At 63.8% G+C, this 4,376-nt stretch carries 5 protein-coding genes; all 5 read left to right on the top strand.

The features are described 5' to 3' along the window. The first annotated feature begins 115 nt into the window (after positions 1-115). Positions 116-1,075: a phosphate/phosphite/phosphonate ABC transporter substrate-binding protein gene (gene phnD / locus JJ959_RS11115; RefSeq protein WP_292883467.1), complete on the top strand. Its 960-nt coding sequence runs from the start codon at positions 116-118 to the stop codon at positions 1,073-1,075. Between the two features lie 63 nt (positions 1,076-1,138). Then, positions 1,139-1,996, top strand: a complete 858-nt coding sequence (phnC, locus tag JJ959_RS11120; protein WP_292883469.1) for a phosphonate ABC transporter ATP-binding protein — start codon at positions 1,139-1,141, stop codon at positions 1,994-1,996. After that, entirely contained in the window at positions 1,993-2,805 is an 813-nt protein-coding gene (gene phnE / locus JJ959_RS11125) for a phosphonate ABC transporter, permease protein PhnE (protein ID WP_292883472.1), read from the top strand. The genes phnC and phnE (JJ959_RS11125) overlap by 4 nt, the downstream gene beginning before the upstream one ends. Beyond that, on the top strand, positions 2,805-3,614 hold the full coding sequence (gene phnE, locus JJ959_RS11130) for a phosphonate ABC transporter, permease protein PhnE (RefSeq protein ID WP_292883475.1): 810 nt from the start codon (positions 2,805-2,807) through the stop codon (positions 3,612-3,614). The genes phnE (JJ959_RS11125) and phnE (JJ959_RS11130) overlap by 1 nt, the downstream gene beginning before the upstream one ends. A gap of 30 nt (positions 3,615-3,644) precedes the next feature. Next, a partial coding sequence (locus tag JJ959_RS11135) for a Na/Pi symporter (protein ID WP_292883477.1) occupies positions 3,645-4,376 on the top strand: 732 nt, incomplete at its 3' end.

A 4,376-nucleotide genomic window follows, 5' to 3' on the forward strand; every position in this document is an offset into this window, starting at 1 on the left:
ACTCGACATTCTGGACAATCTGTCCAAGAGTCCGCTTTCGAACGAAAGACAAAATCTTCACTTGAAACCCGAAGCCGGTTAAAAGCGCGGGAAAGCAAAACAGGGAGGTACCAATATGAACAGACGGAGCATCATGGGATTCGCGGCGGCAGCCGTCGGGATCCTCACCCTGGGATGGCCGGGCGCCTCCCATGCCCTGGATTCGCGGTTCCAGGACAATAACGGCGATCTGGTCGCCGATACGCCGACCGACCCGTCGCAGCAGGTCGATCCGAGCACCATCATCTTCGCCTATACGCCCGTCGAAGATCCGGCCGTCTACGCGAAGGTCTGGGACGGCTTTCTGCGCCACATGGAATCGGTGACCGGCAAGAAAGTCCAGTTCTTCCCGGTGCAGTCCAACGCCGCGCAGATCGAGGCGATGCGCGCCGGCCGCCTGCATGTCGCCGGCTTCAACACCGGCTCCAACCCGCTTGCGGTCAACTGCGCCGGCTTCGTCTCCTTCGCCATGATGGCGAACAAGGCGGGCGAGTTCGGCTACAACATGGAAATCATCACCTACCCGGGCAGCGGGATCGAGAAGGTCGAGGACATCAAGGGCAAGAAGATGGCCTTCACCTCGCAGACCTCGAACTCCGGCTTCAAGGCGCCGTCCGCGATCCTGAAGGCCGATTACGGCATGGAACCGGGCAAGGATTTCGAGCCGGTCTTCTCCGGCAAGCACGACAACTCGATCCTCGGCGTCGCCAACAAGGACTATCCGGCCGCCGCGATCGCCAACTCGGTCTGGCACCGCATGCTCGCCCGCGGCGTTGTCCAGGAAGGCCAGATCATCTCGATCTACAAGTCGCAGACCTTCCCGACCACGGGCTTCGGCTATGTCTACAACCTGAAGCCGGAACTGCAGGAGAAGATCAAGGAAGCCTTCTTCACCTTCAACTGGGAAGGCTCGGCGCTGAAGGAAGAGTTCGCGCGCTCCGGCGAGGAGCAGTTCATTCCGATCACCTACCAGGAATACTGGGACGTGATCCGGAAGATCGACGCCGCGAACGGCGTTTCCTACGCCTGCAAGTAAGACGAACCACCGTCAAATCGATCGCGTGACGCGATCCCCAAAAAAGAGTTGAGGAGCGCCTGCATGTTGCGACTTGAAGGTCTGTCGAAAGTCTATGGGACAGGCGATCGGGCGCTCACCGACGTTAGTCTTTCCGTCGAACCCGGTCAGGTCATCGGCCTGATCGGGCCGTCGGGAGCCGGCAAGTCCACCCTGATCCGGTGCGTGAACCGGCTGGTGGAACCCACGTCCGGGAAGATCTTCCTGGGCGATCTCGAGATCACCGGTCTCAGCCGCGGCGGCCTGCGTCAGGCGCGCCGGCGGATCGGGATGATCTTCCAGGAATATGCACTGGTCGAACGCCTGACCGTGATGGAGAACGTGCTCTCCGGACGGCTCGGCTATGTCGGCTTCTGGCGCAGTTTCTTCCGCAAGTTTCCCCCCGAGGCGATCGAGAACGCCTACCGGCTGCTCGACCGGGTCGGGCTCAGCGCGCATGTGAACAAGCGCGCGGATGCGCTCTCCGGCGGCCAGCGCCAGCGGGTCGGCATTGCCCGCGCGCTCGAGCAGGACCCGGACCTGCTGCTGATCGACGAGCCCACCGCCTCGCTTGACCCCAAGACCTCGCGCCAGATCATGCGCCTGATCGTCGAAATCTGCGACGAGCGCGGGCTGCCCGCCATCATCAACATCCACGACGTCGCGCTCGCGCAACAGTTCGTGCGCCGGATCATCGGCCTGCAGGCCGGCAAGGTCGTGTTCGACGGCAGCCCCGATGAGCTCGACGCCGATGTTCTCACCAAGATCTACGGCGAAGAGGACTGGTCCGCGACGATCCGCAAGGTCGATGAAGACGGCGAAGAGGCCGGCGACGACGACGATGAGGGCTCGGAAGAGCATATCGCCGCCCTCGACCGCGAGCGCCTGGCGGGCCTGACATGAGCGCAAGCGCCGCGACCTCCTATCCGCGGACCTGGACGCGCCCGCCCTTCGTGAAGCGCGCCTGGCTGCGCTGGGCGCTTTATCTCGGTGCCCTCGTCTACCTTATCGTCTCGGTCGGATCGGTCGAGGTGAACTGGGTGCGCGTCTGGGAAGGGCTCGACCGCGGGGTCAGGTTCGTTCAGGGCTTCCTGGTGCCCGACTTCACCAGCCGCTGGGAAGACATCCTCATCGGCATGGAAGAGAGCCTGACGATGACCGTCGCCTCGACCGTCGTCGGCGTCCTGATCTCGGTACCGATCGGCATCGGCGCCGCGCGCAACATCGCGCCGCTGCCGATCTATGCGATCTGCAGGGCGATCATCGCGCTCTCGCGCAGCTTCCAGGAGATCATTGTCGCCATCCTGTTCGTCGCGATGTTCGGCTTCGGACCGCTGGCCGGCTTCATGACCCTCTCCTTCGCCACAATCGGCTTCCTTGCCAAGCTGCTGGCCGAGGATATCGAGGATATCGACGAGAGCCAGGCCGAGGCAGTGCGCGCCACCGGCGCCGGCTGGTGGCAGATCGTGAACTACGCGATCCAGCCGCAGGTCATGCCGCGCCTGATCGGACTCAGCCTCTACCGGCTCGACATCAATTTCCGCGAGTCCGCCGTGATCGGCATCGTCGGCGCGGGCGGCATCGGCGCCACCCTGAACACCGCCATGGACCGCTACGAGTACGACTCGGCTGCGGCGATCCTGATCCTGATCATCCTGATCGTGATGGCGGCGGAATATTCCTCTGGCTATGTCCGGAAGTGGCTCCAGTGATGAGTGACACCCAATTCGACAAGTCCTGGCAGAAGCGGACGACCAAACAGGAACTCTTGCTCTGGCTCGGCTGGCTGGCCCTCGTCGCGTTCTTCGTCTTCTGCTGGGAGGTGATGAACAAAAACACGATCTGGGCCTTTGTTTCCGACGCGCCCCGGCAGGCGATGGATATCGGCTCGCGCATGGTCCCGCCGCGCTGGGACTATCTGCCGAGCCTGATGGAGCCGCTCTGGGACACCATTGCGATCGCCACGCTCGGCACCCTGATGGCGCTCTTCATGGCCGTTCCGGTGGCGTTCATGGCTGCCCGCAACACGACGCCGAGCACCCGCTTCGTGCGTCCGGTCGCCCTGCTCATCATCGTCTCCAGCCGCTCCATCAACTCGCTGATCTGGGCGCTGCTGCTGGTCGCCATCATCGGCCCCGGCGTGATGGCCGGGATCGTCGCCATCGCCTTCCGCTCGATCGGCTTCGTCGCCAAGCTGCTCTACGAGGCCATCGAGGAAATCGATGCCGTGCAGGTCGAGGCGGTGTCCGCCACCGGCGCCAGCAAGGCGCAGATCATGGACTATGCGGTCGTGCCGCAGATCCTGCCGGCTTTCGCCGGGATCACCGTGTTCCGCTGGGACATCAATATCCGCGAGTCGACCGTGCTCGGCCTGGTCGGGGCCGGCGGGCTCGGCCTGCGCCTCCAGGAATCGCTGAACGTGCTCGCCTGGCCGCAGGTGACCGTGATCTTCATCCTGATCCTGATCACCGTCCTGGTGAGCGAATGGGTATCCGCGAAGGTGCGGCACGCCATCATCTAGAACCGGCCCGTAGCGGTCGCGATTGAGGCCATGGAACTACTGATCAACATACTCGGGGGAGTGGCCCTGCTCCTCTGGGGCGTGCGTATGGTGCGCACCGGTGTGACCCGGGCTTTCGGCTCCAGCATCCGCCGCGGCATCGCGGCCGCGACGCGGAACCGGCTGAGTTCCTTCGCAACCGGTCTCGGGGTCACCACGATCCTGCAGAGCAGCACGGCCACCGCCCTGATCGTGAGTTCCTTCGGCAGCCGCAAGATGGTCGGCGTCGCCGCCGGTCTCGCGATCATGCTCGGGGCCGATGTCGGCAGCACTATCGTGGTTCAGGTGCTCGCTTTCGACGTCACCTGGATGTCCCCGGTCCTGCTCTTCGTCGGGGTGACCACCTTCCTCTCTTCGGAAAACTCGCGCCGCAAGGCCATCGCCCGGGTCTTGATCGGACTCGGGCTCATGCTTCTCGCGATCAAGATGGTGATGCTTGCCTCCGTTCCGCTGCGCGAGGGACCGACAGTTTCGATGCTGCTGGCCCCGCTCCGGAGCGAACCGGTGCTCGCCATCGTCTTCGCCGCGCTGCTGACCTGGATGGCGCATTCCAGCCTCACGGTCATCGTGCTGATCATGACCCTGGTCTCGCTCAATGTGCTCGAGCTTCAGGTCGCGATCATGATGGTGCTCGGAGCGAATATCGGCAGCGCAATCACCCCCGTCGCGATGAACTGGAGCGGCGAACCGGCGTCGCGCAGGGTGCCTCTCGGCAACCTCTTC

The organism is Nisaea sp. (assembly GCF_017640745.1).
GTDB lineage: Bacteria > Pseudomonadota > Alphaproteobacteria > Thalassobaculales > Thalassobaculaceae > Nisaea.